The organism is Arthrobacter sp. NyZ413 (assembly GCF_049390645.1).
In the GTDB taxonomy this organism is placed as follows: domain Bacteria; phylum Actinomycetota; class Actinomycetes; order Actinomycetales; family Micrococcaceae; genus Arthrobacter.
This window is the reverse complement of sequence record NZ_CP155434.1, coordinates 3,931,463-3,955,011: the sequence shown is the minus strand read 5'-3', so window position 1 is coordinate 3,955,011 and position 23,549 is coordinate 3,931,463. Positions and strand designations below refer to the sequence as shown.

At 65.6% G+C, this 23,549-nt stretch carries 22 protein-coding genes; 3 read left to right on the top strand and 19 right to left on the bottom strand.

Features of this window, described 5'->3' with window-relative positions; genetic code table 11:
- Positions 1–22 precede the first annotated feature (22 nt).
- The 7 genes from pabB to ABCW42_RS18430 all read right to left on the bottom strand — a co-directional run bounded on the left by pabB (position 23) and on the right by ABCW42_RS18430 (position 8,820).
- Complete coding sequence (gene pabB, locus ABCW42_RS18460) at positions 23–2,113, bottom strand: aminodeoxychorismate synthase component I (RefSeq protein WP_423182551.1); 2,091 nt, start codon at positions 2,111–2,113, stop codon at positions 23–25.
- Positions 2,110–2,676 carry a low molecular weight protein-tyrosine-phosphatase gene (locus tag ABCW42_RS18455; protein ID WP_423182550.1) on the bottom strand — a complete coding sequence of 189 codons (567 nt, stop codon included), beginning with the start codon at positions 2,674–2,676 and terminating at the stop codon, positions 2,110–2,112. Before ABCW42_RS18455 ends, pabB begins: the two co-directional genes overlap by 4 nt.
- Before the next feature lie 121 nt (positions 2,677–2,797).
- Entirely contained in the window at positions 2,798–4,390 is a 1,593-nt protein-coding gene (locus ABCW42_RS18450; protein WP_423182549.1) for an ABC transporter permease, read from the bottom strand.
- Positions 4,387–5,346 carry an ATP-binding cassette domain-containing protein gene (locus ABCW42_RS18445; RefSeq protein ID WP_423182548.1) on the bottom strand — a complete coding sequence of 320 codons (960 nt, stop codon included), beginning with the start codon at positions 5,344–5,346 and terminating at the stop codon, positions 4,387–4,389. The genes ABCW42_RS18450 and ABCW42_RS18445 overlap by 4 nt, the downstream gene beginning before the upstream one ends.
- A 43-nt stretch (positions 5,347–5,389) precedes the next feature.
- Positions 5,390–6,328, bottom strand: coding sequence for a ribokinase (locus ABCW42_RS18440; RefSeq protein WP_423182547.1), 939 nt, complete (start codon positions 6,326–6,328; stop codon positions 5,390–5,392).
- Entirely contained in the window at positions 6,325–7,752 is a 1,428-nt protein-coding gene (locus ABCW42_RS18435; protein WP_423182546.1) for an MFS transporter, read from the bottom strand. Before ABCW42_RS18435 ends, ABCW42_RS18440 begins: the two co-directional genes overlap by 4 nt.
- On the bottom strand, positions 7,753–8,820 hold the full coding sequence (locus ABCW42_RS18430; protein ID WP_423182545.1) for a nucleoside hydrolase: 1,068 nt from the start codon (positions 8,818–8,820) through the stop codon (positions 7,753–7,755).
- A 175-nt stretch (positions 8,821–8,995) separates the two neighbouring features.
- Between ABCW42_RS18430 and ABCW42_RS18425 the strand changes: the two genes are divergently transcribed.
- Both ABCW42_RS18425 and ABCW42_RS18420 read left to right on the top strand, forming a co-directional pair.
- Positions 8,996–10,033 carry a LacI family DNA-binding transcriptional regulator gene (locus ABCW42_RS18425; RefSeq protein ID WP_423182544.1) on the top strand — a complete coding sequence of 346 codons (1,038 nt, stop codon included), beginning with the start codon at positions 8,996–8,998 and terminating at the stop codon, positions 10,031–10,033.
- Positions 10,034–10,697: 664 nt separating this feature from the next.
- Positions 10,698–12,425: a DUF222 domain-containing protein gene (locus ABCW42_RS18420; protein WP_423182543.1), complete on the top strand. Its 1,728-nt coding sequence runs from the start codon at positions 10,698–10,700 to the stop codon at positions 12,423–12,425.
- Here ABCW42_RS18420 and ABCW42_RS18415 read toward each other — a convergent pair.
- The 6 genes from ABCW42_RS18415 to ABCW42_RS18390 form a co-directional block, all read right to left on the bottom strand.
- Positions 12,422–12,559, bottom strand: a complete 138-nt coding sequence (locus ABCW42_RS18415; protein ID WP_423182542.1) for a hypothetical protein — start codon at positions 12,557–12,559, stop codon at positions 12,422–12,424. The genes ABCW42_RS18420 and ABCW42_RS18415 overlap by 4 nt on opposite strands.
- A 138-nt stretch (positions 12,560–12,697) precedes the next feature.
- A complete protein-coding gene (locus ABCW42_RS18410) occupies positions 12,698–13,321 on the bottom strand; it encodes a LysE family transporter (RefSeq protein WP_423182541.1) in 624 nt (207 codons plus the stop codon).
- Between the two features lie 91 nt (positions 13,322–13,412).
- Positions 13,413–13,538: a hypothetical protein gene (locus ABCW42_RS18405; protein WP_423182540.1), complete on the bottom strand. Its 126-nt coding sequence runs from the start codon at positions 13,536–13,538 to the stop codon at positions 13,413–13,415.
- 118 nt (positions 13,539–13,656) lie between these two features.
- Positions 13,657–14,886, bottom strand: coding sequence for an RNA polymerase sigma factor (locus ABCW42_RS18400; protein WP_423184949.1), 1,230 nt, complete (start codon positions 14,884–14,886; stop codon positions 13,657–13,659).
- Between the two features lie 72 nt (positions 14,887–14,958).
- The gene (locus ABCW42_RS18395; RefSeq protein ID WP_133204766.1) at positions 14,959–15,318 is read right to left on the bottom strand and encodes a YciI family protein; all 360 of its coding nucleotides are present in this window, start codon (positions 15,316–15,318) and stop codon (positions 14,959–14,961) included.
- A gap of 99 nt (positions 15,319–15,417) precedes the next feature.
- Entirely contained in the window at positions 15,418–16,233 is an 816-nt protein-coding gene (locus ABCW42_RS18390) for a methyltransferase domain-containing protein (protein WP_423182539.1), read from the bottom strand.
- Between the two features lie 80 nt (positions 16,234–16,313).
- Here ABCW42_RS18390 and ABCW42_RS18385 point away from each other — a divergent pair, with 80 nt between their 5' ends.
- Positions 16,314–17,156 carry a hypothetical protein gene (locus ABCW42_RS18385; RefSeq protein WP_423182538.1) on the top strand — a complete coding sequence of 281 codons (843 nt, stop codon included), beginning with the start codon at positions 16,314–16,316 and terminating at the stop codon, positions 17,154–17,156.
- 3 nt (positions 17,157–17,159) lie between these two features.
- On the opposite strand, the gene ABCW42_RS18380 is transcribed toward ABCW42_RS18385, so the two are convergent.
- From ABCW42_RS18380 to ABCW42_RS18355, 6 genes are all read right to left on the bottom strand, one after another.
- On the bottom strand, positions 17,160–18,401 hold the full coding sequence (locus tag ABCW42_RS18380) for a pyridoxal phosphate-dependent aminotransferase (RefSeq protein WP_423184948.1): 1,242 nt from the start codon (positions 18,399–18,401) through the stop codon (positions 17,160–17,162).
- 42 nt (positions 18,402–18,443) lie between these two features.
- The gene (locus ABCW42_RS18375; RefSeq protein ID WP_423182537.1) at positions 18,444–19,454 is read right to left on the bottom strand and encodes a PASTA domain-containing protein; all 1,011 of its coding nucleotides are present in this window, start codon (positions 19,452–19,454) and stop codon (positions 18,444–18,446) included.
- Positions 19,455–19,532: 78 nt separating this feature from the next.
- A complete protein-coding gene (locus ABCW42_RS18370; RefSeq protein ID WP_423182536.1) occupies positions 19,533–19,997 on the bottom strand; it encodes a hypothetical protein in 465 nt (154 codons plus the stop codon).
- A complete protein-coding gene (locus ABCW42_RS18365) occupies positions 19,994–20,524 on the bottom strand; it encodes a phage tail protein (RefSeq protein ID WP_423182535.1) in 531 nt (176 codons plus the stop codon). The genes ABCW42_RS18370 and ABCW42_RS18365 overlap by 4 nt, the downstream gene beginning before the upstream one ends.
- Positions 20,517–23,114 carry a baseplate J/gp47 family protein gene (locus tag ABCW42_RS18360; RefSeq protein WP_423182534.1) on the bottom strand — a complete coding sequence of 866 codons (2,598 nt, stop codon included), beginning with the start codon at positions 23,112–23,114 and terminating at the stop codon, positions 20,517–20,519. The genes ABCW42_RS18365 and ABCW42_RS18360 overlap by 8 nt, the downstream gene beginning before the upstream one ends.
- The gene (locus ABCW42_RS18355) at positions 23,111–23,545 is read right to left on the bottom strand and encodes a GPW/gp25 family protein (RefSeq protein ID WP_423182533.1); all 435 of its coding nucleotides are present in this window, start codon (positions 23,543–23,545) and stop codon (positions 23,111–23,113) included. The genes ABCW42_RS18360 and ABCW42_RS18355 overlap by 4 nt, the downstream gene beginning before the upstream one ends.
- Positions 23,546–23,549 lie beyond the last annotated feature (4 nt).

Below are 23,549 nucleotides of genomic sequence, written 5' to 3'. Positions count from 1 at the left end.
GGTGCGAGGTGTACACAAACTCCTAGGGGGAGGGGAATTCCGCGCCGAGGGCCGAGAGGACGCCGAATGCCTTGGTCCGGATTTCCTCGTACTCCTCGAAGGGCCTGGAATCCGCGGTGATGGCGCCCCCGACGCCAAGGCTCAAGGTCCGGCCGCCGTCGCCGTCGGGACTCATCACCAAAGTCCGGATCACGACGGCGAGATCGGTAGCCGCGTTGAGCGAAAAGTAGCCGATCGCACCGGAGTAGACCCCGCGCGGCCCCGACTCGAGCTCATCGAGGATGTCCATGGTGCTGATCTTCGGCGCGCCCGTCATGGAGCCGGCGGGGAACGCCGCCGCCACCGCCTCGGCACGGGGGGCGCCGGGCCGCAAGCGGGCGTCGATCGTGCTCACCATTTGGTGCACCGTCGCGTAGCTTTCCACCGCGCACAGCCGGCTCACCGTGACCGAGCCGGGAACGGCGAAATGGCTGAGGTCGTTGCGGAGGAGGTCCACGATCATGATGTTCTCGGCACGGTCCTTGACCGAGTTTTCGAGCGACCACCGCAGCGCTTCGTCGATGCCCGGATCGGACGCCCTCGCCCGGGTCCCCTTGATCGGCTCGGCCCGCATGGCGCCGTCGGACGCAATCCGCAGGAAACGCTCCGGCGACGTGCTGGCCACCACCAGCTCGCCGAACCTCAGGTAGCTCGCGAAAGGTGCCGGGTTGCGGCGCCGCAGCGTGAGGTAGCTTTGCCACGGATCGAGCCCGGGATCCACGGCACTCACCGTGGTGGTCAGGCAGACTTCGTAGGTGTTGCCCTCGGCGATCTGCGCCTGGGCGTCGCAGATCTTCACTTTGTATTCGTCTTCGGTATCGCGGCTCGCGAATTCGGGCACCACCCCGCAGTGCCCGACGGCGGGATCCCCGGCCGCGCGGTCTGGCCCGCCGCCCGCTTCAGGCGCCGGAATCCGGGCGGACGAGTGCACTGCTTGCCGTGCCAGCTCCAACCAATCGTCGGCGTCGGGAGCTTCAAGGGCGAGCAGCCACACGGCGTTGTCGCGGTGGTCGATCACTACGGCACGGCCGGCGAAAAGCAGCGCGGCGTCAGGGGTTGTTGAGTGGACGTCGTTGCCGCCGGTCTCCCGCTTCAGCTCATAGCCGAGGTAGCCGAGCCAGCCCAGCGTAAATTCACACTCGTAGCCTTCAGGCGCCCTGAGTGCCTTTCGTCCCCACACGGTGTCCAGCCAGCGGAAAAAGGGACCGGTGGTCTCCACGGTTGCGCAACCGGCGCTGAGCCGGGTGGCACCCCAACTGTGCAGGACCGATTGGCCGAACGATCCGCCGTCGTCCGCCAGGATGCTGAAGCGGCTGCGCTCGGCGGCGTTCGCGATCTCGGGGTTGACGTAGGCGCTGGCGTCGGAGGCCGCGTTCGAGGAATCGAGCCAGACGGCGTTGGCCGATTCGCCGTACAGGGTATGGAAGAGCTCGGCGGCGCGGGGTGCGGCGCCGATGCGTTCGGCCCGGAGCTGCAATCCGCGGCGTGCCGAGAGTTCGGGGGCCAGTACGGGGGAGAGCGCGGGAAGGTAGTTCAGCGCTTGCAGGACATCTTCAGGCGCATGGCCGTCGGCCCGGTTGAGGACGTGGACGTCGGCGTTGTCCAGGACGTCGTCGGCATCCAGCCATTCGTCTTCCTGCGCCGCCCAGGTGTCCCAATAGGGCTCGTAGCTGCTGCCGTCCCGCACCAGGGCGCGGCTCTTGCGGTCGTCGTCGGGCGCGTCCACCCAGATCACGGCGTCCAGCATGGGCCGCGCGGTGTTGGCGGCGGCGCCGACGCCTTCCACGATCACGATCTCGGCGGGCAAAGTCACGTGGGTCCGGCCGTCGTAGTGGTTGGCCCAGTCCCAACTGACCCATTCCGCGGCGTCGCCCTGCCGCAGCGGCGACAGGACCGTGGTGACGTACCGCTCGATTCCCGCGGCAAGCCCGTTCCAGCCGGGATAAATGTCCTCAAGGTGGAACAGCGACACCTTGTGATGCATGCGGAGTCGGGCGGCGAGTTCGACGGCGAGGGTTGTCTTTCCCGCGCCGGAACGGCCATCGATGGCGATGATCACGGGTGCTGGGGTCATGAAATAGAGCGTACCTGCTGTGGGTCGAGTAGCTGTCCGGCGCCCTGCTGCCGTTCGGCGAGGACGCTCCTGGCGTGCGCGACAATGCCGGGGACGGCCGCGCTGATCAGGTTCCACGTAATGTCGAAATCGTCGTGGCCGCCGTACCAAGGATCCTCGATGCCCAGGTCCAGCGTGCTTCGGCCGGCCGCGGTGGGGTCGAAGCTACGCAGCATCCGGATCTTGCCGAGGGTTTCGGAGTCCGGGGCCGCTTCGTGGAGCCAGCCGTAGTGGTCGACGTCGAGGGCCAGGATCAGGTCCCGCTCGCGGAACCACTCGGGCCGCCAGCTCCGCGCAATGTGCTTCCCGGACTGGATGCGGTTGGCAGTCAGGACCCGGGCCGCGCGCGGATCGATGGGGTGCCCGACCTCGTACGAAGTAGTCCCCGCGGAGTCCACAACCACAGCGCCACCCAGCCCTCCGGCGTCGAACGCTTCGGTCAACATCAGCTCAGCCATGGGGGAGCGGCAGATGTTTCCCGTGCAGACGGTGATGATGCGGTATGGGCTCGACGCTGAGTACATGCAGCAAGCATGAGGGATGCCACCCCGTCTTGGCTAGTCGAACGGGTAGTTGCCGGAAGAATTTGTAAAGACGCTGGCGAAGGAGTAGTAGCGGCGCGGCCGCAATTGCCAGCGAACGGCCTTAAGTGCACACCAAATCCCGACGCCGGTACCCGTCAAGGCCGGCAGCCACCAGGGCCGCTGCGAGCACCAGGCTCCACCACGCCGCACCCCAATCGGTGCCGTCCGAAAACACGTGGGGCACCACGTGGAAAGGGCTCGTGTCCATCAACCATTCCGGAGCTTTCAACACTTGTCCGAAGAACGTGAGCAGCAGCCAATAGACCAGGAGGAGCCAAGCGAGCGAGCGTAGTTGCGGAGCCCACCCGACCAGGGCCACCGCGACTCCGACGGCGAGCCAAATGGCAGGGAGCTCGGCAATCCCTTGCAGGACGACCTTCCAGACGTCGAGCGGTGTGCCCGACATATTGGAAGCAATTCCCAAGGCCAGGGAGCACAGGATCATTCCCGCGGCGGGCGCGGCGACCGACACTACGACGGTCGGAGCGACATGGCTCAGCCGCGATAACGGCGCGGACAAAACCCATTCCGACCGGCGCTCTTCCTCTTCAGCATAGAAGCGCAAGGCGAGCTGGATGCCCACCACTGCCCCGATGATTCCCAGGAGCAGCACCAGGACTTCGACGAATCCGTATGCCAACTGTTCCTCCGTGGCCACACGGAACGCGATCATTTGCTTGACGAACGGATTGCTGGCGAACACGCTGCTCAATGCCCCGGTGACCAGTCCGAACACCGAGCCGAGGACCAGGAGGTTCACGCCCCACGTCCACAAGGGGAGCCGGTTCAGCTTGGCCGTCAGGCCCCACATGCCGACGCGGCCGCGTGCAGGACCCGGCCTCGTGGGGATGAGCCCGAGGCCGAAGTCGCGTTGAGAGGAGAGCCACGCCGCCCAGAACGCCAGGCCGATGCTTGCCACAAGCAAGAGCAGGAAAGGCCAAGGGTTGTTTTCGGCGGACGGCCGGATGCTCTCCGCCCATCCCATGGGGCTGAACCAGAGGATCCAGTCCGCGCCGGGGAACGTGTCGCCGAGCCCGCGCACAAGGTAGGAGATGCCGAGCACCGTTGCCGCGAGCGTGTTGGCGACGCGCGCCACGGAGCCCAGTTGCGCCGTCACCGCAGCGACGCCGGCGAACACGATTCCGGTGCCCGTCAGCATGCTTCCGAGGGCATACGCGGACGACGGCGGCGCACCGGCAAATGCCAACGTGACGGCCACCAGGAGACCCACCGCGGCGGAAGCAAGCCATGCGAGAACGAGAGCCGACGCAAGCCGTGCGTGCCGGCCGACGACCCCGGAGTCCAGCAGTTCCGCTTGTCCGGTGTCCTCGGACGCCCTCGTGTGCCGGGTTACCGTCAGTATCGCCATGAGGGCAGCGAAGAACATGCCGAACATCTGGATTCGCCAAGTGGTGAAACCGATCGCCGTGCTGAGGTCCGTCGCGGGCCCGAAGAGGAGCGAGAAGGCCGGATTGGCGGACAGCGTCGACTGGAGCACCACCGCATCAGCCTGCGAAGGAAACAGCGACGGATAAGCCGAAAAGGCAATCAAGGGGAACACCGCGAAGATGAGCAGCCACGGGAGCAGCTTCCGGAAGTCCAGGCCGATCGCGTGCCGGAGCAGGGGCCCGGTTCCCGTCAGCGCCTGGATCATTCCGCGCGCCTGCGGCCGTGCCTGTCGAAGAACGATGGGGCCATCTGTTCGTCGTCGTGCTCCACGGACAGGTCCGACGGGTCGCCGTAATGCTGGAGGAACAAATCCTCAAGGCTCGGCGGCGAAACCGTGAGCGCCGACATTCCATGGTGGGAAAGGACGCTCATCGCGTCCCCGAGGTTCTCCGAGTCCACGCTGAAATGCACGCGGTGCCCTTCAATCCTCAGGTCAGCGAGGCCGGGAAGGGTGGTCAGGAGGGCCGCGTTGCCGTCGATCGTCGCGGAGACGTTGGTACGGGCGCGGGAACGCATCTGCTCGAGGCTGCCCGTCTCCACCACTTTGCCCTTGCGGATGATGCTGATGCGGTCCGCGAGGGCTTCCACTTCGGCGAGGATGTGGCTCGAAAGCAGGACGCTGCGACCCAGCGACCGCTCCCAGCGGATTTCTTCGCGGAAAGTGGCTTCCATGAGGGGGTCGAGGCCCGAGGTTGGCTCGTCGAGGATCAGGAGTTCGGCGTTGGAGGACAAGGCGGCAATGATGGCAACCTTCTGCCGGTTTCCCTTTGAATAGGTGTGTCCGCGCTTTGTCGGATCCAGTTCGAGGGCTTCCAGCAATTCATCGCATCGTTTGTCGTCCAAGCCCCCGCGGAGCCTGCCCAGAAGGTCGATCGCCTCGCCGCCGGTAAGGCTGGGCCACAGGCTCACATCACCGGGGACATAGGCCATGCGCCGGTGAAGGGGAACCACGTCGCGCCAAGGATCCGCCCCCAGCACCTTCACGGTTCCGGCATCTGCCCGGAGGAGGCCTAGCAGGATCCTGAGCGTGGTTGATTTGCCCGCCCCGTTCGGGCCGAGGAAGCCGTGGACTTCGCCTTCCTCGACCTCAAGGTCCAGTCCGTCCAGGGCCTTGAACCGACCGAACGATTTCACGAGCCCGGAGATGCTGACGGCACTCATGGACAGAGCTTACCCCCGGGCCGTCCGGGCGGACAGGGGCAGGCTAGGACCGGTGCCGAACTACATCCTCGACGCCGGGATAGGCCGCCTGGGTGCCTTTCTTGGTGGTCGCCAGAGCTGCGGCGACCGAGGCGAACGCCGCTGCCTCGGCAAGGGGTTCTCCCGCGGCAAGGCGGGCAGCCACAGCACCCGTGAAGGCGTCGCCGGCTCCGGTTGTATCCACGGCCTGGACCTCGGTGGGCGCGATCCGGACCACCCGTTCTCCGGCGGCTGCCTGCGAATCCAAGACCACCGAGCCTTGCGAGCCGAGGGTAACCAGGACCCGCTCCAAACCGCGGTCCGCGAACTGGCTCCGTACGCCTTCCCACTCGCTCGCGGGCGCCGTCGGAAGGGGCATCTCGGCCTCGCCCAGGAACAGGGAAGCCTCGTGCGCGTTGACCAGCAGGACGTCGCTCAAGGCCGCGAGGCTTTCCGGCATTTCCCCGTACGGCGAGAGGTTCAGCAGGACTGTCGCGCCGGCGTCGTGCGCTGTTTTGGCGGCCGCCTCGACGGTCTCCAAGGCCACCTCGAGGCACAGGCACAGGACCGCGGCACCGTCGAAGGCTTCAGTTGCTACGTCCGCGGGCGCGAGGGTGCCGTTGGCGCCGGCCGAAATGATGATGTTGTTCTCGCCGTGTTCGTCCACCGCGATCACCGCGACGCCGGTGGCTACGTCCCCGGAACGGCGGACGCGGGAGACATCCACTCCCGCGCCTTCCGTTGAAGCGATGAGCATGTCCCCGTTCGGGTCCTTCCCGACGGCGCCAATGAGGCTGACATCGCCGCCCAACTTGCTTGCCGCCACAGCCTGGTTCGCGCTTTTGCCGCCGGGGTTGACGGAGAAGCCGTTGCCGTGGACGGTTTCGCCCGGGAGCGGGAGGCGCTCGCAATAGATAGTCAGGTCGGCATTCAGGGAGCCGACGACGACGATCCGGCCGTTCACTTCGCTACCTCGGCTTCCAGCGGCTTGGGAATCAGGAGCGACGCCGCGAACGCGGCGACCGTGATGACCAAGCCGACGATGACGTCGGTCAAGTAGGACGTCTTGACGTCGCCCGCGGCGGTGGTGGCAACGAGGACGGCGGGCAACACGAGGAAGCTCAAGCCCGCGCCGAGGTTGAACGCCCCGGCGTTCATGCCGGGCAGGAACCCGGGGTTGCCGGCGGGGGAGAGGACGACGCCGAGTCCGTTGAGCATGATGTTGACCGTACCGGCGTACATGATGCCTAGCAAGGCGGTTCCAACGATCATGAGCGGCAGGCTGTTGAGGCCGAAGAACGCGATAAATGCCAGGGCGGCAATGCTGCCGATCATGCCGATGCGAAGGACCTTCGTGTAGCCGAGGACCGGTGCGAGGCGGCCGCTGATCGGACCGAAGACCCAGCCCAGGAGGGCGTACGGGGTGAGGATCATGAGCGACATTTCGGTGGGGCCGACGCCGAATCCCGGTGCTGAGGCCTGGACGTAGGCCGGCACGATTCCGTTGATGACGGCGAAGATGCCCGTCATGGCAAGGGTGGTGGTAAGGAGCGGTGCCCACGTGGAGCGCTGGCGCAAGTGGACGGTTTCCACCATCGGTTGCTTGGCCCGCTTCTCAGTCCTCCAGAAGGCGGCGAACGCCACCACGGCCACAATGATCAGTCCGATCGAGAGCGTCAGGGTGCCGGCGGAGTAGCCGCTGACCAGCTTGGATCCTTCGTTGAGGGCCGTCAGGAGGGCGCCGACTGCCACCACGATGAAGAGCACGCCCCACCAGTCCATGGTGGTGCCGGCCGCAGGCTTGCTTTCGTCGGCCAGGAACGCGATCAGGGCAGTGGCGATGAGGGCGAGGCCGACCATGAGCCAGAAGATGCTGCGGAAACCGAAGTGCTCGGCGAAGTAGCCACCCACGAAGGAGTCAACGCCCGCCACGCCGCCGTTGACGGCGGTGATGAGGCCCATCAACGCACCGTATTTGCGGGGGTTGTCGACGGCGGAGCGCAGCATGATGAGGCACAGCGGCACCGTGGGACCGCTGACGCCCTGGATGATGCGGCCCACGAAAAGCCACGTGACGTCCGGGGCGAGCGCCGCGATGACGGAACCCGCGGCCATCAGGATCATCATGCCGACGAGGATCTTCTTGCGGCCCACGATATCGCTGAGCCTCGGCAGGAAGAGGGAGAACAAGGCGGCGGCGGTGAAGAACCACGTCTGCGAGAGTCCGATTACGGCCTGGTCCGTGTGGAGTTCGTTGCCCATGGTGACCAGGGCGGGGCTGAGCATGGACGCGTTGAGCTGGAACGCCACGCATGCTGCGAGGAGGGCGACCATCAGTGCCGTGACGTTGCCGCGGCTGGTCTTGTTGGTGTTGGTCAAGGTGGTCATTTACTTGGCCTCTCCTGCCATGCCGCCCGCTACGGCGGGTTCAAGGACTTCGCCTGCGGCAGCTCCGCCGTCGTGCGCTTGTGTGCCTGGCTCGCCTGGTTCAACTGGCTCGCCGATCCGGATGATCGCGTCGGTGACCAGGTTCCAGAACTTTTCGTGGTCGAGGTCCACTGCCACGGAGGTGTGGCAGTCCGCCGGGGCGGGGGCGCGGAAGTCCGCGACAGTCATGCCAAGGGTGAGCTTGCCTTGCAGTTCGATGTCCACGGGGACTTTGCGCGTGGTCATCACACTGGGATCGATGACGTAGGCAACGGCGCAGGGGTCGTGGACCGGCGGGTAGTCGAAACCCTGGGCATCCTTGTAGGTCTTCGTGAAGAACTCCATGAGTTCCATGACGAACTTGGCAGGCTTGGTGCCGATGGCGGCGATCTTCCCGACGACCTCTGGGGTGGCGAGCGCTTGGTGCGTGAGGTCCAGGCCGACCATCACCACGGGCCATTTTTCGTTGAAGACGATGTGGGCGGCCTCGGGGTCGATGATGATGTTGAACTCTGCCACGGCGCTCCAGTTGCCCACGTGGTAGCCGCCGCCCATGAGGACTACTTCCTTGACGCGTTCGACGATGCGCGGCTCCTTGCGTGCTGCCATCGCGATATTGGTCAGTCCCGCCGTCGGGACGAGGGTCACGGTGCCCGGCTCGTGCGCCATGACCGTCTCAATGATGAGGTCGACGGCGTGCCTCGGGTCCAGCTCGATTGCGGACTCCGGCTGGTCCGGGCCGTCCATGCCGGTTTCTCCGTGGATATCCGGTGCGGTTTCGATGGAACGGACCAGCGGCCGATCGCAACCGGCGGCGAAGGGAACACCGGTGATGCCCGCGATGGTTCCGACGGAAAGGGCGTTGCGCGTGACTTTTTCGAGCGTCTGGTTGCCGACGACGGTGGTCACCGCGAGCAACTCGATGTCCGGATTTCCGTGCGCCAGCAAGAGGGCAACGGCGTCGTCATGCCCGGGGTCACAGTCCAGGATGATCTTCTTGCGTTCACGGGTCATGGTGTTGGGATCCATGGTCATCTCCACGTCATTGGGGCCTGCCGAAGTTTTTGCCCCGGCAGGGCGCTAAAGCATTTAACGGAATTCTGGCATCGGATCGCGGCCTGCGTCAAGCGCTTAACGTGAATTGCGTCAAGCGCTTGATGCCTTGCCGCGACTGTGGCGCCGAGATTCCGGCTACGATCGATGTATGGAATCGGCGGAACGAGTACAAACACCGCAGGCTCGAGCCCAGCGCGTCACGGCGGCAATGGTGGCTTCCCGGGCAGGCGTTTCCACCGCGACCGTATCCCTGGTTGCCAACGGTAAAACCCAGGGCAGGGTCTCCGAGGACAACATCTCGCGTGTCCGCCAGGCGATCGCGGAACTGGGCTACGTGGTGGATGGCATCGGAAGCTCTTTGGCCAAGGGCGTGAGCTCGATCGTGATCCTCGTGGCGCCGGATATCTCCAACCCCTTCTTTGCCAAGGTCATCGCCGGGGTCCGCGAAGCCCTTGGCTCCGACTACCAATTGCTGCTCTCCGTGACCGACGCCGGCGAGTTCCCCCAGGCGGACGACGTCCGGAAGCTCCTCGCGCTTCGCCCGGCCGGCTTGCTCGTGGACGCACCCAATGCGTTGTTCTTGGAGGAACTGTCAATCACCGGGCCTTTGGTCCTCCTTGACGCGCCCGGGCTGGAAGCCTACGCCCCTTCCGTGAACCTCGACGTCGCGCACGGTGCCCGCGAATTGGCAGCCCACCTGGCCGAATCCGGCCACACCCGGGTTGCCTACATGGACAGCGTGACCGGGACTGCGACCTTCGACGTCCGCCGCGCCGCGTTCCTCGATGAAGCCCGCGCCCGCGGTGTTTCCGTTGCGGACCATCACACCGTCAGCACAACCATCGACGTCGGAGCAGCGGCGGCTGCTTTCGCCGCGGCTTGGCCGGCGTGGGAGCGGGCCGGGGTCACCGCCGTCGTCTGCGGAACCGATACCCACGCCTACGGTGTGCTGCAGGAAGCCCGGGTGGCTGGAGTCCGGATCCCCGAGCAACTCGCCGTCGCCGGCTTTGATGACTTGCCTTATTCGGCTACGAGCAATCCGAGCCTGACCAGTGTGCACTTGCCCGCCACCCCCTTGGGACTCAAAGCCGGCGAACAGTTGCGCGGCCTGATGGAAGGCCGCGAACTGGAGCAACCGCAGGTGACGCTCGAGAGTTCGCTGGTGGTGCGCGGGTCCACGGGGTAGGTCTTTCGTTGGCCTCTACGTGACGTAATGCGCGTCCGGTCCGCTCGGCAAAGCCGGCACGGTGGCACCCACTCCGCCTCCGGCCGGTTCTGTATCTCCACAGGTGTCCTACGCGCCGTTCCTCCCCTCCACACCGTGTTCTCAATACGTCAGCATTTCGGGGACGTCGAACGGTGCCACCCTCCCACGGGCAGCTGGCGGGCTCACGGTGCAGCTGAATTCCGAGAACGGTGGGCTTGAGCTCACCGCCGAAACTCCATGCAATCCGGTCAGCGGACCGGCAATGATCACAGGGAGCGCTCCCGTTGTCGAAAAGCTGGCGCTCGATGCGGCTGGATGTGCCGGCGACCCGGCTGAACAGGAAAAGTGGGTCTTTCAATTCCTTGCAAAGCCTATTGAAATTCGATCAGACGTCTTGACATGGAAGAGCGGAACCGACCCTCTCAGCTTCAAAAGCAAGTAGCGTCCATGCTGCGTAGGGGTGCTGGGTACCGGGTACCGGCTCAAGGTGGGGGCTCCTCGCCGCGGCGTGCGCCCGGGTAACGGTCCTTTTCCAGCTGGAAAGCGATGCTCGCGCAGCAGCCGAAAAAGAAATTCGTGATTTTTTCGCCTGATGGTGGTTCTCCGGCCTAAAAATGTCAGTGGTCGCTGGGAGGCTTTTCTTATGGACGGCATTCAGGGAACGCAGCTGATCGGGACGGGCGCGCCTTCGGGCGGCGCGGTCCCGGCTGGTGCTGTCCCGGGCGGCGCGGTCCGGAGCGTCCGTGTGCGGGACTTGATCGATGCGGTGAAGGCGATCCGGCCCGGCGTCCACGGCAGTGAAGCCGGGCTTACCGAACTGTCCGCTGAACTGATTGACCAGTTGCGGGCACTTGAGGATTTGAAGTCGGCGGTCGCGGCTGCGCAGGCGAGGATCACTGTGGCGTTCGATGCGGCCCAGCAGCAGTTCCAGGCGGCAGCGGGTGTTCCGGTAGAGGAGCGCGGCCGCGGTGTCGCGGCGCAGGTGGCGTTGGCGCGGCGGGAGTCCCCGGCCCGGGGGTCGCGATTCCTGGGTTTGGCGAGGGCGTTGGTGATGGAGATGCCCCGTACCCTCGCCGCCCTGGACGCCGGGCGTATGAACGAATGGCGGGCCACCCTGTTGGTGAAGGAAACGGCCTGCCTGTCCGCCGAGGACCGGTGCGCGGTGGACGAGGAATTGGCCGCCGACTCGGGGTCCTTCGACGGCGCCGGGGACAAGGCCATCGTTGCGGCGGCCCGGGCGGCGGCGTACCGGCGGGATCCGCGCACGGTGACCGAACGTGCCAGCCGCGCGGCCACCGAGCGGTGCGTGAGCCTGCGCCCGGCTCCGGACACCATGACGTACCTGACGGCGCTTCTGCCGGTCGCCCAGGGCGTCGCGGTGCACGCGGCGTTGAGCCGGCATGCGGACACCCTCCGCGCCACCACTGGGGACCCTCGGTCCCGGGGGCAGGTCATGGCCGATGCCCTGGTTGAGCGCATCACGGGGACCGCTGGAGGTGTTTCGGGCGTGGAGATCCAGTTGGTCATGACGGACAGGACCTTGTTCCAGGGCGACAGTGAGCCGGCGCGCCTACCGGGGTATGGGATCGTGCCCGCGGCCTGGGCAAGGGCACTGCTGGCCGGAAATCCCGGCAGTAACGACACCACGCAAGGCGGGACAAAACCTGGCCACGCAGGAGCAGACCACGCAGGAGCAGGCCACGCAGGACCAGGCCACGCAGAACCGAGCCGGCCAGGAGCAGGCTACGCAGAACCGAGCCGGCCAGGAGCAGGCTACGCAGGACCGAGCCGGCCAGGACCTGGCTACGCAGGATCAGGCCACGTAGGACCGAGCCGGCCAGACCATCCAGGACAGTCCCAAGCGGAGCAGCCCGAGTCCGGGGACCACGAATTCAGGGTCTGGTTGCGGCGCCTCTACACGGCCCCCGGGACCGGGGAGCTTGTTGCTGCGGATTCGAGGGCACGGTTGTTCTCCGCCCGGCAGCGGCGCTTCATCCAGGTCCGTGACGATACCTGCCGGACCCCATACTGCGACGCGCCGATCAGGCATTTTGACCACATCCTCCCCTGGCATCAGGGAGGCATCACCGGACTGAATAACGGGGCCGGGTTGTGCGAAGCATGCAATTACACGAAGGAACTCCCTGGCTGGAGAGCGCAAATCGGAGCAACACGCCCCGGAGCAGCGACAACACGCCCCGCCATACGGCACCTCATCGAAATCCACACCCCCACCGGGCATAGCTACCGGTCAACGGCCCCGCCCCTGCCAGGAGCCCGAATAAACGGGGACCCGCCCGTCATGGCGGCACACTATTTCGGCGATGTGTCCCGCGTGCGCCACCGGCCGGAACTACGCCGGCCTGCCTAGTCGCGTTGGTGACCGGAGGCAACAGCGGCATCGGATTCCAGACGGCGCGGCAATTGCTCGACCATGGTGTGCGTTATGTCCGTCGGCGGCGAACCGGCCGAGGCGGCTACGGGAGTCGTTCGTCTCGCGCTCATTCCCGACGATGGCCACACCAGGGGCCCTCTGATCCTGGGATGGCACGCGCGTTCCTTGGTAGGAAAGGGTCCTGAGCAGGAACTTCGGCTAAGCCGGTAGTAGTAGCCGGGCCCTCACGGCTCGGAGGCCTTGGTCAGTCAGTGGATGACGGCGAGCAGAACGCCCACGCACATGAACAGCACGCCAAAGGTGCGGTTGAGGACCTTCTGCCCATGCTCATTGTGCGTAAACCGCTGGAATGAACGGGCGGCCAAAGCAAAGAAGAACCACATGACGCAGACGTCGATGAAGACGACCGTTGCGCTGAGGATCAAATACTGGGGAACGAGCGGCTGCTCCGGGCGGATGAATTGCGGCATGAAAGCCAGGAAGAAGACGATCGCTTTGGGGTTGAGCAGGTTGACCCAGACGCCCCTCTGGAACATCGACCACGCCGGTTCGTTGCGCTTGGCTTCGACCTTTTCTTTGTCCAGGTCCGGCCGGTGCAGGAATTGCCGGATGCCCATGTACACCAGATACGCCGCACCCGTGTAGCGGATGATGTTGAAGAGCAGCGGCGAACTTGAAACCAAGACGCCCACGCCGAGGGCCACTATCAGGATGTGGATGATCAGGGCGGTCTGTTGGCCGAACACTCCCCAGATGGAGCGGCGGAATCCCGAGTTGAGCGAATTGCTCATCGTGGAAATGGCGCCCGCGCCCGGGGTGAAACTGATCAGGGTGCCGGCGCCAACCAATGCCAGCCAAAGGGAAATTTGCACCGATCAAGCTTACGGCCAAGCTGAACGCAGTCCGGACGCCCGGCTATTGCTTTCTTGGGGTGATTGAGCTGGAGGCGCCGATTGTTTCCATTTACCAGAGAGTCTCGACCAACGGGAATGCGTGAAATTCCCGGTCGGCCGTTATGACCACCATGGATTCCACGATGGCCTGGGCAGCGATCAGCCTGTCGAACGGGTCCCGATGCTCCCAATCCAAATGCCCGGCGGCGAGTGCGTGGACGCTACGGATAGACAGCTCCTCGTTCGAAGCCGGCTTGAATGGTCATGGTTCGAGGCTATGCAGAGCCACTCGGCACCGGCAGGGGTTATCTGCGCTATGTGGAAAACTGCCCAAGTTTCGCCGCTTTCCAGAGTAAGTAGCGACGCTCCGGGAGGCTTCCGGTCTTCTTCGCGGCGGCGAGGAAGCACTCGCGGGCACGTACAGGGTCGCCGGACATCTCAAGCAGGTGCCCACGGACGGCGTCGACCCGGTGCCACCGCGCGAGCCCGGAAGCCTGCGCCAGCCCCGAAGCCTGTGCCAGCCCGGGCAACGCCGCCCCGGAAGCCTGCGCCAGCCCGCCGTCGAGCCCGTCCAGAAGTTGCAGGGCCGCCTCGGGCCCCTTCACCATCGCGACCGCGACAGCCCGGTTAAGGGTCACGACCGGACCGGGCGCAATCGCCTCGAGGACGTTGTACAACGCAAGGATTTGCGGCCAATCGGTCTGCTCGGCCGAAACCGCTTCAGCGTGGACGGCGGCGATGGCCGCTTGCACCTGGTACGGCCCCGGAGGCCCGGCGCCCAGGACCTTGGGGAGCAATTCGAGCCCCTCGGAGATCCGGGCGGCATCCCACAGTCCGCGGTCCTGCTCGGCGAGCGGAACCAGCATGCCGTCCGGCAGCGACCTCGCCGCGCGCCGGGCATCGGTGAGGAGCATCAGGGCCAAGAGCCCGCCCACTTCCGGTTCTTCCGGGAGCAGTCCCCAGAGGAGCCGCGCCAGCCGGATCGCCTCGGCGGTCAGGTCCTCGCGGTGCATGGAAGGCCCGGAGCTCGCGGCGTAGCCTTCGTTGAAAATCAGGTACAGGACGTGGAGTACGACGCCGAGCCTCGCCTTGCGCTCGGCCGGTCGCGGAAGCTCGAAATGGGCTCCCGCCTTCTTGATGCCCTGCTTCGCCCTGCTGATCCGCTGGCCCATGGTGGCTTCCGGGACCAGGAACGCACTGGCGATTTCCGCCGTCGTGAGTCCTCCGACCGCACGCAATGTCAGTGCCAACTGCGAAGGTGATGAGAGCGACGGGTGGCAGCAGAGGAAAAGGAGCGTGAGGGTATCTTGGTCAACGGGAACCTCGGGCGGCGGTGGTTCGAGGGCCGCGGAGCGCAGTTCACGGGCTTGCCGGGCGCTTTCGCTGCGCCAATGGTCTACCAAGCGGCGGGTGGCCACCGTCGTCAGCCACGCGCGCGGATTGTCCGGGACGCCTGCATCCGGCCATTGCAACGCGGCGTCAAGGAGGGCCTCCTGGACGGAGTCTTCGCATTCGGCGAACTGGCCGTGCTTGCGCGCGAGCATGCCGAGGACCTGCGGCGCGAGCGTGCGCAGCAGGTCCTCGATCACGGTTTCCCCGGCTGGCCGAGCCAAACGCTAGACCTCCGGAGGCGCATCCTGGACGCGGCGGAGCTCAACCACCGGCGCGTACTTCACAATGCTGGAACAAATTTCAACGGCCCGTTCCTCGCTCGCCACATCCACCACCCAGTATCCGATCAGGGATTCCTTGGCTTCGGCGAATGGTCCGTCGGTGGTGATGACCCCGTTGCCCGTTTGCTTCACGAGCTTTGCTGTACCGGGATCGGCCAATCCCGCGTTGAAGACCATCTCGCCGGAGTCGCTGAGGTCCTTGTCGATCTGGATCATGAAGCCGATCATTTCCCTGATCCATTCGGGGTCGGCGGTTTCCATCATTCCTTCGGCGGAACCGAACATCATGATCATGTATTTCATCTCAAACTCCTTCAGAAGGGCGCCCTGCTTGGGTGCTTTCACATCGGGGTCGGAACTGCGCGCGGAATTTCGACATGCATTGCGCTTACGACGTCGACTTTATGCCCGCGCGATGACCTCACCGTTCGGGATCAGGAAGAAACCGTCGTCCGTGGACCCCCAGCGGTGCCAGCCGGCAGCGATCCGCGCCAGGTCCGCCTCGTTCGCGAGCCCGTATTCAAGCGCTTGTTCGGCAAAGGCCGAATGCAGCACGCGCTCGCTCCAGACACGCGACTGCCAGCGTCGCTGCTGGGCGGTCGCGTAGAGCCAATTGCTGCTGGAGGGCGCGACGTCGGTGAAGCCCGCCTGTTGTGCCCACGACACAAGCCGCCGCCCGGCGTCGGGCTCCGCACCGTTCCGGCGCGCGATCTTCTGGTAAAGCTCCATCCAGTCGTCGAGCTCGCGGACCTCTGGATACCAGCTCATGCCATGGAAATCCGCATCCCGCACCGCGACGATCGCGCCGGGCTTGGCGACGCGGCGCATCTCGCGCAAGGCTGCCACGGGGTCGGTCAGGTGCTGCAGGACCTGGTGCGCGTGGACGAGATCGAAGGTTTCGTCTTCGAAATCGAGGTCGTAGATGTTGCCGGTGGCGAATTCCACGTTTTCCACGCCGCGCTCGGACGCGAGTTCGGAAGCCTGGGCCACGATCTCGGCCGAACGGTCGAGCCCGATGACCTTAGCGGGAGCCACCAGTTCCGCGAAGTCGCACGTGATGCTCCCGGGTCCGCATCCGACGTCGAGCACTGACGTCCCGGAGGTGAGATGCGGGATGACGAACGCCGCAGAATTCTCGGCCGTCCGCGAGGCGTGGGCGCGTACTACGGACTCGTGGTGGCCGTGTGTGTAAACGTCTTCAGGCTTCTGCTCGTTCATAGGGAAACGCTACCCCCAAGGAGTGGAGAGCGAGCGGAACGGGACGTTGTTTTCAAGCCGTGAACTGCCACAATGGAGCCATGGCCGCAGCGTGGTGGGGTCGGGGGTCGCAGCTGGGGCGCGGATCGGGCCTCGGCGAACTGCGTGGCGGACCATCCCCGGATGCCCTCCGCCGGCCGTTCTTCCTCGCCGCCGTGATCGTGTTCGCCCTGGCGGTGTTGGCCGAAATCGGCCTGTCCATTCTTTTGGGAGGGACCGCCGTCGACCCCGTTTCCGCCGCCGACGCGGACAAGCTTGGCGTTCCGGTCGATGTCTTCCTGAAGACGCAGCGCGCCTCGTCTGCGCCGCCAGGAGCGGGAATCGGGTTCCTCGCGTTCGTGGACGGCCTGCTCCTGTTCACCGTGCTGATGCTGGGACTCAGCCTCATCATGGAGCTCCGCATCTATGGCCGGGTCCAGGGACTCGTGACGTTGATTGTCACGTTCCTGTGGGTGGTGGGCGCGTTCTTCGCGGCACTTCTGGCGTTGGCGAAGCTCTTCCTGATGTTCGGCCTGTTCGTCGCAGCACCTTTCGGGACGCTGGCCTACCTGGCATTGTGGGGGAGCTTTCCCACGAGCCAGGCGGCCGCCGTCCTTGGGCTCTTGCTGCTGCTGAAGATCGTCTTCGCCGTGCTGCTGGTCCTGAGCCAGCCCAAGTTCCTGAAGGTCACCGGACTTGTGGTCCTGCTGCTCGTCTCGGTGGTCCTGCAGATTATCCTGGGCCTGATCCACGGCTTCCTTCCGGGTCCGCTGGTGTCCATCGGGGACCAGTTTTGGGCGCTCATCACCGTGGTGGTGGCCCTGGTATGGGCGCTCGTCATGCTCATCGGCTCCATTCCGGCCATCATCAACGCCCTGCGCGTAAGTGGCTCGGCAAGTGACTGAAAACTAGCCGGCGGCCACCGCGTCCGGCGTGCGGGTCCGGTACGTGGCGAGGAAGGTCGCGATCCTGCGCACGGCCTCTTCGATGTCGCGGACCGAAGGCAGGATGACGAACCGGAAGTGGTCCGGAGTGGGCCAATTGAACGCCGTGCCGTGGGAAACCAGGATTTTCTGGTCCTGCAGGAGGTCGAGCACGAATTTCTCGTCGCTCGCGATCGGATAGATCTCCGGATCCAGGCGGGGGAACAAATACATGGCCCCGGCAGCCGGAACACAGCTCACGCCGGGTATGGCGGTGAGGAGTTTCCAAGCGAGGTCCCGTTGTTCGCGGAGCCTGCCTCCGGGCCTGATGAGTTCCTCGATGCTTTGGTACCCGCCGAGGCACGTCTGGATGGCGTGCTGGGCCGGAACATTGGAGCAAAGCCGGAGGGAAGCCAGCAGTTCCAGCGCTTCGCGGTACTCGGCGGTGGCCGCGTGCGGGCCGGTCACGGCAACCCAGCCGGCGCGGTATCCGGGCATGCGGTAGGCCTTGGAGAGTCCGCTGAATGTCAGGACGCAAACATCGTCCGCGACCGATGCAGTGTGGATGTGCTTGGCGTCCTCGTAGCGGATTTTCTCGTAGATCTCGTCCGAGAACAGGACCAGGTTGTGCTTCCGGGCCAGGTAGGCGAACTGCTCTAGGATGTAGCGCGGGTACACCGCACCGGTGGGGTTGTTCGGGTTGATGATGACGATCGCCTTGGTGCGCTTGGTGATTTTGGCTTCGACGTCGGCCATGTCCGGCCACCAATTCTGGTTCTCGTCGCAGAGGTAGTGCACCGGCTTGCCTCCCGTGAGGGTCACAGTGGCCGTCCACAGCGGATAGTCCGGGGCCGGGATGAGGACTTCGTCGCCGTTTTCGAGGAACGCCTGCAGCGTCATGGAAATCAGTTCGCTCACGCCATTGCCGATGAAGATGTCCTCGACGCCGATATTCATCAGGTTTTGGGTCTGGTAGTACTGCGAAATCGCGGTCCGGGCAGTGAAGATGCCTTTGGAGTCGCTGTACCCTTGGGCGCCGCGGAGGTGGTGGATCATGTCCACCACCACTGACTCGGGTGCCTCCAGTCCGAACGGCGCGGTGTCCCCGAGGTTCATCTTGAGGATCCGGTGCCCTTCGGCCTCCATGGTCTTGGCTGCCTGGAGGATGGGGCCTCGGAGTTCGTAGCGGACGTTCTCTAGTTTGCTGGAGTGCTGCATCGGACGCATGGTTGATCTTTTCATGAGCCGTGGCTTTTTTGGCACCAACACCTATTGCTTGATCGCGCAAATCTGCGGATTGGTCTTGCAGATGTTGATCGGGTTGGGTTCGATGATGATTCTGGACCGCAGTTCCGTCCGGACCAGGACCAAAGCGTTGATGTTGACCTTACTGCCGACATCAGGGTTCACGCCGGTCACCACGCAGCTTTGGATGAAACCGGGCGGTGTAGCGGTGCAGGCCGAGCCCTGGGTGAAGTCCAGTTGGATCTTCGCGCCCTGGAATGCGGTCCTCGCGTCTTCGATGCGCATCCCCAGCACAGCCGGAACCACCGCTTTGACGGGCGTCGCTATCTCGAGGTTGACGTTCGAGCCCCGCCCCGCGGACTTGTTGGCTTCCGGGTTCTGGGTGACCACGGACCCTTCAGCCGCCGAGCTTTCCTTTTCCGTGGTGGTAGAGGAGAAGCCCGCGTCCTTGAGGATCTGCACGGCATCCGCTTGGGACTTTCCGACGACGTCAGGCACCGTGACATCCTTCAGCAAGAACCAGACCACCCCGCCGATCGCGGCCAACAGCACCACGCCGCCGACTACCACCCACAACCAAGGGAACCCGGGCTTCGGCTTGGGCGATTCTGCGGGTTGGGCGACGGTCAGCGTGACTACGTGGGCTTGGTCGGCGTAGTCCTCGGGGGCGTCGTCGGCGGAGTAGGCGATGAGCTTCACGGGATACGAGCCGGGAGCCGCGCCGGTGGTATCGAAATTGACCAGGTACTGCTCGGTAGCGCCGGCCGCGATGGTCCGTAGCGGATTCGGAATGGTCGTGTACGTCGGCGTCGCGGCGGTGGCGGCGCCCGCTGAGCCCGCGCCCGCTGAGCCCGCACCCGCTGAACCTGCGCCCGCTGAACCCGCGCCCGCTGAACCGGCACCGGCCCCCGGAAAAGCCCCGAGTACCACCCGTTCGGGGCCCGGCGCTCCGTTGGTGACCGAGGCCGTAAGGGAGCCCTTGCCGTCCTTGAGTTCCACGGTGGGAGAACTCAGCGTCATGGTGATGGTGCTCATGCAACAGCCGCCTTTCGAGGGTCCTTGGGGTACGGGTCCTTGCGGAACGGGTCCTTGCAGAATGGGATCAAATCCATGTCATCCTCCTGCGTCCAGGAGTGCGAGCGAGCACGGACCCACAACGCGGCACGCGATGCCCAGCTGCCCACCGGACGTGCCGAAGGTCAGGCTGACGGTATCCCCTCCGGCGACGTCTTGCTCGATCCGGCTCCCTTCTACGACGACGGTGACGGTCACCGCCTGCTGGGGAGCGAGCCGGGCACGCTTGGTGGGGTTGCCGAGATTGAACAGGCCACCGAACTTCTTCACATCGAAAACGCAGCTTCCCGCCACCAGCAATTGCGCGCCGGACGCCGAGCATTGCCCGCCCGGGACCACGAGGTCCGATGCAGTAAGGTTTCCTCCCTTGGCGACCTGCGAGAACGCCGATTGCCAGCCCGCCGCCGCGTTGTTGTTCCCGCCGCCGCAACTGACGCCGAAGACCAGTACCAGGGCGGCAATGATGCCGCATGCCACCACCGCGATGATGGGCTTCCGGTTCACGCGCCCGCCACCTCGATTTCGTCCGTCACGTGTGCTGGTTTGATGCCCTTGACGATCCGGCGGACCAGTTCGAGCTGCCCTGCCGCGGCGGACGGCACCACCACTTTGATGTGGAACTCGCCGGGGACCGATTCGATGGTGAACCCCGGGATTCCGGTGGCGAGGTGCAGGAAGCGGGTGAGGCCGTCCACGGTGCCGCGGCGGGCAGAGAGCGTGGCGGCACACGCGATCAGGTCGCGCTGGCGGGCAACCGGGACGCCGGCTGCGGCCGAGCCCACGGACTCGGGGTTTGGCAGGGTCAACCAGTCAAGGTCCACCCAGCGGGACAGGAACGGAATGAACGACGACGGCGCGCGGCCCGGATCCGGAACGGTTTGGATGCGGTCCAAGACCTCCCGGACGGGACGATGCATGTCCTCCGCCACAGCAAGCAGGGCCTGGAGCGGCAGGCTGGTTTCGGCCGCAACTTGGTAGATCTCGGGCAAGACCTTGAGGATGGGAGCGCTGAGCGGCCCGGAATCAGCCATTGCCGTGCACCACCTCGATGCGATGCTCTCCCGAGCAAAACAGCCAAGTATCCGGGAGCGTCACGACGTCGTCCACGGTCCGACGTGAACAGCTCGCCCAGGAAGCCGTGTTGTCCATGCTCCGGTAGACCCCCTTTGGTCCGGCCGCGAGCACGAGCCGCGTGCCGTCGTCGCGCGCTACCCCCGAAACCGCGCGGACCGGTTCGAAGCGCGTCCGGTCACGCAGCGGCAGCCCGCAGTTCACGTCCGGGACACTCCATTGCGCGGACGCCTGGCCAAGGTCCAGCCGCAACACGCCACCGCTTTGCGTCGCGGCGTAGGCGGCATTTCCCACCACGTGGACGCCCCAGCAGCTTCCACCCGTCCAGCCACCGCCGAACTGTTCCCAGGAGTTCATGAAGGCGGCGTCGAACGTGGTGCGGGAGAGTTCGTCGATCTTCAGGCGCAGGCAGCCCGTCCCGGTGCCTTCGGGCACGGACCGTCCGAGCCAGATATAGCTCGAGCCGCCGTCGTACTGGATGCTCATGCAGCGGACGTCCTCGCCGGCCGCTTTGACCTGCTTGAAGCTGCCGGCGGCGCCGGCGTCGGGGGAGAGCCAGACGCCGGCGGAAGCTTCGGCGGCAACCACCACTCCGGTGCGGCCGCGCACGTCCACGAAGGCGTCCACCGCATAGAATCCGCGGTCCGGTTGGGTCGCGTCCACCACGTTTTGGACCGGGATGGCGTCCTCGCCCACGGGCAGCTCATACAGTCCGCGCTCGCCGGCAAGCAGCAGCACCGGCACGTCGTCGCGGTCCACCCAGCACAAATCCGCGACGACGAATCCCAGTTCCGCGGCACGGCGCCAGGATTCACCGAGGTCGTCGCTGACGTAGATGCGCGAGCCGTTTCCGGTGACCGTGCTGACAGCCACCGTGCCCGGGTGCTGTCCGCTGAAGCGACCGGGTGCGGGCGAGCGGAAAGGCGCGATGGAACGCACCGCCTCGCCGGACGAGTCCGTTCCGAAGTCGGCGCAGGCCTCCCATCCGTCGCCTGCGTTGGTGGTGCGGAAGAGGGTGCCGTCGTGTGCCACGAACCAGGTATTGTCCTGGCCTTCCGCTTGGACCAGGGCCAAGGCGTCGGTATCAGGGACTTTCTCCACTTCGATCCGGACGCGGTCCACGTATTGGACGCCCGGCTCGTCCTCCTCCATGGCACGGTAAAGGTTGGAGACGCGGAGGGGCTTGCCGAAGCCGGAACCGTAGTTGGACGATCCCTGGCTGAGCGGGCTGATCCCCTCGGCAAGACGGCCCACGATCCTGGACTTGACGGCGTCGGCGTCCTCGTCCGGGCGGACCACGATCCTTGCGTCCACCAGCACCTGTTTGTACAGCCCCCAACGCACCACGGGTTCCGCGCCCACGGTGGATCGACGCCGCAAGTACTGTTCCACGTCGAGCCGGACGCTTTCCCGGGACTGCGCATTCAATTCCGCCGCCCGGATGGGCGCGCCCGTTCCTGCCTCGGGCACGAAAGGTACCAAGGCTATTTCAACTTCGCCGGGTTTCGCGAAGGCCCAAATGTCCCGCCGGGTGAAGGCGCGCGCCCGGGCAACCCCTCCGTGCCGCATGGCCAGCACTTCGTAGTCCCGCACCGTGACGGCCCGGTCCCGGGCCTGGAAATCCTGCGGTGCACGGCGTAGCGCGTTCTCAAGTGATTCGCCGTCGCGGCCGCCCGTCGCGGGCTCGGGGTTGGTGACTTTCACGTCAGGAACCGGCGTGCGCATGACTGTCAATTGGCCTGCGCCGACATTCCCGCGCAGCCCGCCGCCGCCCCGGTACCACGCGCGTACCTCGGCACCGGGCCCGGGAACGACGGCGGTCCGCTCCACGGACTCCTCGTCCCACCAGGCGAACATCACGACGCCGGCACTCCGGTCGATCCGGACCGGCACCTCATCGGGGCCCGCGTCCGCGAACGCCTCAACCTCCCTGCAATACCTAAAGGGTTTGCCGTCCACCAGGACGGCCTCGCCGCTGCTTAGCTGGGTGCCAGCCGGAACTTCGATCGCGATCGACAAACCTGCACCGGACACGATCGGCGCGTTCGGAATGACAAAACTCTGGCCCGGGCGGCCCGTGCCGACGCCGATCGGAACGGCGTCGTACAAAGTGACATCGGACGCCGGGACCTGGACGCTGGCCTGGCCCGCCGGCAGGACGGCCGCCGTCGTCGTCGTGAAGACCGGTTGGGGTGCGCCGGGCACGCCGGGCGGGCAACTTACCTGTGTACCGCGCGGAATGCGGATGTCCTGGCTGTCGCCGCTGGCGGTGGAAGACCGGGTGAATTCGAGGATGGTCTCTGCCGTGCTCGGCGGGTACAGGCTTGTTCCGAGCAGGTTCAGGTACACGGCGTAGAGCTTCTCCGGGACACGGTTGAGCCGGTACATCAGGGTATCCGTGAGGTAGGCGAAGGCCTCCAGGATGGTGATCCCGGGATCATGCACGGACAAATCCGTCCACTCCGGGGCAATCTGCTGGATCCGTTCCCTGGCACCTGCCACAAGGTCCGCGAAGTTGCGGTCGTCAAGATTCGGCACGGGGATACTCACGCCGCACCTCCGGAATCGACGGGCAAGGCAATGGCGAGCTGGTCTTCAATCTGCGTGGACCGGACGCGGTAGCGCAGCCTGACTTCGAGGATTTCCGGGTCTTCCGGGTCCCGCGATGCGTCAAGGGAGAGGACCGTGATCCGCGGTTCCCACTGCTCCACGGCCCGCGCCACATAGTGGATGGCCAGGCCCGCCGTGGTGTCGTCCGCAGGCGCGAAAGCGAGCCGGAATAAGTGGCAGCCATAGCTGGGACGGTTGACGCGCTCGCCGGGCCTTGTGCTGAGCAACAGAAGGAGTGCTTGGCGCACCGAGGCCGCATCCGTCACCGTAGCGAGCCGGCCGTCGGGCGTCAGGCGTAAGCCGGGCAAGCCGATGTCGGCGTCGAAGTCGGGATGGACGAAGGCCACCGATTTGTACCTTGGAGCGCTCATGCCC